We start from the raw sequence: 4,602 nt of genomic DNA on the forward strand, positions 1-4,602 counted from the left end.
GCCCCATATTCACTAATACTGACTATCATATGAATCACTACGCACTTTGTCACATAGGATAATACGATTGAGATGTAGCAGGTTGAAATTGGTGGCAGTTCTAACTAAAACGCATTAGGGCATAAACGTACTCGTCGAATGCTCTAGAACACCTCTGGATATAATGATTTAGTCACCATCCATAAACGACTAATTATCGGCACAGCATATTAGCAGTATATTTATCGAGCTCTCTGCCAGAATGAGCGCATTACGACGATCGAGATAAATCAAGATATAGCCATCTCCCACACATCCACTTCCTTCAAGTAATCGTTGAGCATTTTTCATCGCAGTATCTGCTGCATAGTAAGTACTTTGGCCTAGGCCATGATGGAGCTGTGCATTAAGTAGCTTCGCTGCAACATAATCTGAGCCTCCTTCATATGCATCTCTTCGAAGTAACTCCGAGGCTTTTTCGCAACTATCCACGTAATAGTGTGACCAACTTTATAATTAGAGGCTTCGACATTGTCACAACTCAAAGACTGACCTTATATTATTGATAATAGTGATTATATGGTGGCGCGGGCCGTTTTAATAATTTGGCTCACTCATAAAAGTGAGCCATTTATTTACAGCTTAGTTAGCAAGCTCTGCTTTTAACTCTTCCATTTGACGACGACGCTGCCAAAATGCTTCAGATTGTTTCTCTTGTTCAGATAGGTTTGGGTTTGCACCCAAATACTCTACAACCGTAGAGAAAGACTTACTTGCCATGTTAGAACGAACCGAGGCCAACGACAGTTTATCGGTAACAGATTGTGCAGCGCTTCCAAGAGCCACTACTTCACCAGGTGTAAACGTTACGTTGTCCCAAACGATAAGTTCATCCATCATGACAGCATGTCCGGTATTGTACGTTTGAGCATGATCATTGTTAATCAACCATGGCAAACCGGTATGAATCGTGTTCTTTCTGTCGCCAGTCAGATCAATACTACCGTATTGCAGATTACCTTCCGCGTTATAAACGCCAAATGTCATCACTCCAAACCCTTCACCATTATTCCACGCTTTCGTCTTGTCCACGCTTGCAACCAGCAAGTTCCATTGCAAGTTGTCCATACTTGTTGTTGGGGTATAAGGTAATTGGACAAAACAACAACTCCCTTCACCATCAACACCAACTTGGAGTTTCAAACTGGCATTAAGCTGAGCCAAGATCATTCCATCCGCAGCCGATGCCCAACGCTTATTGGTTAATATTGCAGGATCGTAAGATGTACCATCACCGATAAACCATAATGAAATAGTGAACTTGTCGGTATTAGTGACTAAATCGTCAAACAATAAGTCATTGTTGAAATTTCGCACATGATACAGTGCGTTATCATACTTACCTGCCGTAGAAGCAATGCTCGGCTCGCCCGTTTTACTTAACGCATGGCCACCAGCAATACTGTTATCGGTTAATTCATCGTCAAAGCTATACAGCGCACTAATCGAACCAAATGGCAGATCATCATAGTCAACATCATCGAGTATGGTGACAGCAGTGGTTATCGACTTAGGGATGGCATTATTAACTAATGTAAAAGTAATTTGATGACTGCCGGGCTCTAAATTATCAAGCTCATATTCAAGGGTATATATATCACCTGTAGAAGCATTGTCTATTTGAGCGATTTCGCTACCGTTAGCAAAAACTTGAACGGGTAAATTGTTTGATGCAGTGAACGTGATTTCGACCGTGTTGGCATCTTGAATATTCTCGACAAATAAACCACGTACGCCAATTTCACCAATGAGCGGCGTTCCTTCTATCTCCCAATCTGGCTTAATAGCTACGTTGTGCCATGTAAGCAGAGTCGGAGTCACATCGGTTTGGGCAACATAGCGGTAAATACCATCTTTGTCTCGGTTACCGATGGAATTCAATGGGGATGTAAAGTGCTGGTTTAGCTGTTCGGTTTGATTTGATGCCACCCAGATTTTCTTGGCATCAATGTCTTGGGAGCCATGAGCACAATCAACCGAGCCATTATCTTTTTGGCGGTTAAAACCATGATCAGGGGCGACCATAACCAACCACTCTTCATTGTATTCAGCCTCTCTTGCAAGGACGGCATCCATCATGTAACCGAATACTTGGTCTGCTTCTTCAATGGTTTTGACATAATCATCTGACCAAGCCCCGCCACTATTGCCATAGTAACAGTGCCCTGAGTAATCAACCATATCAATCGTCGTGAACAACGAATCATAATCACCAGATAAAATCTTATCGGCGATAATGCGTGCGTTATCGTGCTCAGCATCAATATTGGTGCCGGTACGAAAAGCCTTTTTATTTTCAATCGCACTCAGGTCAAAATTAACGTAGTCAAAAATAGGCCAGTTTGGATAAAGTCCTATCGTGAATTCTGGTTGGTCTGTAATTAGATGCTGCCATACGGTTTTGAATCCGTTTTCGCCTGACTTTTGAACCGTGTGCCAACTTCCTGTCCAAAGTGTCGACTCACCTTCTACGGTACTCGTCCCAGACTGAGAAAGCGTATCCGAAATTCCGCCCGTATACGCTTGTTGAATTGCTAACTTATCCAAGTTTGGGGTGGTTGCGTTGAGTACTGCTTCATAACGAGCACCATCAATCATTACAAGTAAAGACTTACGCTCTTTCTCTAACGGCTGACTACTCTTTTCATCAGTAGAGCTGTTACACCCTGCGAGCATAGTAAAAACAACCGCCGTACTTGCATATCGGAACGCATTATTCATGTTTGTGACTCCATCATTTAGTGATGAAGTGAGGCTATAGGTAGACAATGTCAATTATATTTCAAGACGTTGCATGTTTTCTTTACATGATCGGGAATAAAAATAGCTTGTGTAACAACTTAAAATCGATTAAGCATTCACTGCTTGGCCAACGTATGATTTAAACAAACTGCATCAATCATTCATTAGTACTTCATAAAGCCGAGTTATAGTTTTTTGACTACTTCTCTTTCTAACTCTTTACATGAAAATCAATAACTGCCAATCGAGTCATCATCAACGTCGAATTCCCCCTTTTAAAGCGCTGCGGGCATTTGAGTCTGCGGCTCGACATGGCAGCTTTTCTGATGCGGCTGAAGAGCTCAACGTGAGTCGTGCAGCCATTAGTCAGCAGATAAAATCTTTAGAAGATTTTCTAGACGCCCGTCTTTTTGCTCGAATTGGTACCCAGCTTATGCCTACTGAGCAAGCATTACAGTACTTACCTCTTCTGACAGATACGCTTAATAATCTGTCTCTCGGTACCCATCATTTATTTGGAAAAAAGAAGCGCCAAACACTGACAATAAGAGTCGCTCAAAGTTTTTGCCATACATGGTTGCTACCGAGGCTGGCTGATTTTCATCGCAGCTATCCTGATATTTCGATCCAGTTTTACTCGACAACAAACCTATACCCAAGCAATAACAACACCGTTGATCTTGAGATCGTCAATGGCTACGGCAACTGGAAGGACATATGTCATGAGCCCTTAACATCGAATGAGCAATGGGTAGTCGTAGCCAGCCCATCATTTAGTAAAGAGCATAACTCTGTATGCCGCATTGAGGAATTTGCCAGTTTTCCGAAGCTCGCAACACTGGGTTATAGCGAAGGTTGGCGAGATTGGTTTGACTTGCATGGACGTAACATATCGTTTGTCGAGCCAATAATGTCGTTCGATAGTACACAGCTGTCTATGGAAGCGGCTAGCCAAGGGCTTGGAATGCTTCTCGCTAAATCGATATTGGTTGAAGATGCCGTAAAGCAAGGCGATCTCGTTATTGCCCATTCCCGTTCAATGCCAAGCAAAAGCCAACATTATCTGGTAAAGAACCAAACCAACATGAATGAAGCCAAAATAACTGCTTTTTGTGAGTGGCTGAGAAAATGTGACATGTTAGCGAGCACAGTGTCATAAGTAGCATCTAGATAGCTGAATATACAAAAAGGATTGGCATTACACCAATCCTTCGTCATTAAGCTTTTAGGCTTGACTTACTCGTAGTCAGACGCGTAAGTCTCTTCATATGTGTGCGAGTAAAGCTCAAATAAGTTGCCAAACGGGTCTTCTAGGTAAACCATTTTTGCTTGCTTGTTATCGTCTTCTGGGTGGTAACGCATGATATCCATACGTACTTTACCACCAAACTGCTCAACTTTCTCAATCACACCTGCGAAGTCATCGGTCTGAAGACAAAAATGGAAAATACCAAGTCGAGAGAAATCAACTTCATGACGTTCCTGTCGCTCTTTCATTTCAAACAGCTCAACACCGATCCCGTCAGTTGTCACTAGGTGAGCAATGTTGAAGCCTTTAAAGCCTTCACCAAAAACAGCGATACACATTCTGCCGATTGCACTTTCGCGCTCTTCAACCACTTTGGTATTGCCCATTACCACTTTAAGACCCAGCGCGTTAGTGTAAAACTCAACTGCTTTGTCCATGTCACCAACCATGATACCTACGTGATTCATTTTCATAATCTGCTCCAAATTCCGATGTTTGATTCGTGTCTTGTTTCAATGGAGTCAGTATATGGCGACACTGTAATTATGAAAAATTATCATTAATTATTAAAA

At 42.2% G+C, this 4,602-nt stretch carries 4 protein-coding genes; 1 reads left to right on the forward strand and 3 read right to left on the reverse strand.

Features of this window, described 5'->3' with window-relative positions; genetic code table 11:
• Positions 1–189: 189 nt before the first annotated feature.
• Both L4D09_RS28375 and L4D09_RS28380 read right to left on the reverse strand, forming a co-directional pair.
• On the reverse strand, positions 190–471 hold the full coding sequence (locus L4D09_RS28375; RefSeq protein WP_428460889.1) for a hypothetical protein: 282 nt from the start codon (positions 469–471) through the stop codon (positions 190–192).
• 150 nt (positions 472–621) lie between these two features.
• Positions 622–2,760 (reverse strand): hypothetical protein, encoded by a 2,139-nt coding sequence (locus L4D09_RS28380; protein ID WP_428460890.1) that lies wholly within the window; start codon positions 2,758–2,760, stop codon positions 622–624.
• Between the two features lie 244 nt (positions 2,761–3,004).
• Between L4D09_RS28380 and L4D09_RS28385 the strand changes: the two genes are divergently transcribed.
• Positions 3,005–3,940: a LysR substrate-binding domain-containing protein gene (locus L4D09_RS28385; RefSeq protein WP_428460891.1), complete on the forward strand. Its 936-nt coding sequence runs from the start codon at positions 3,005–3,007 to the stop codon at positions 3,938–3,940.
• A 77-nt stretch (positions 3,941–4,017) separates the two neighbouring features.
• Here L4D09_RS28385 and L4D09_RS28390 read toward each other — a convergent pair whose 3' ends face one another.
• Entirely contained in the window at positions 4,018–4,503 is a 486-nt protein-coding gene (locus tag L4D09_RS28390; protein ID WP_428460892.1) for a VOC family protein, read from the reverse strand.
• Positions 4,504–4,602 lie beyond the last annotated feature (99 nt).

The organism is Photobacterium makurazakiensis (assembly GCF_050336715.1).
Taxonomy (GTDB): domain Bacteria; phylum Pseudomonadota; class Gammaproteobacteria; order Enterobacterales; family Vibrionaceae; genus Photobacterium; species Photobacterium makurazakiensis.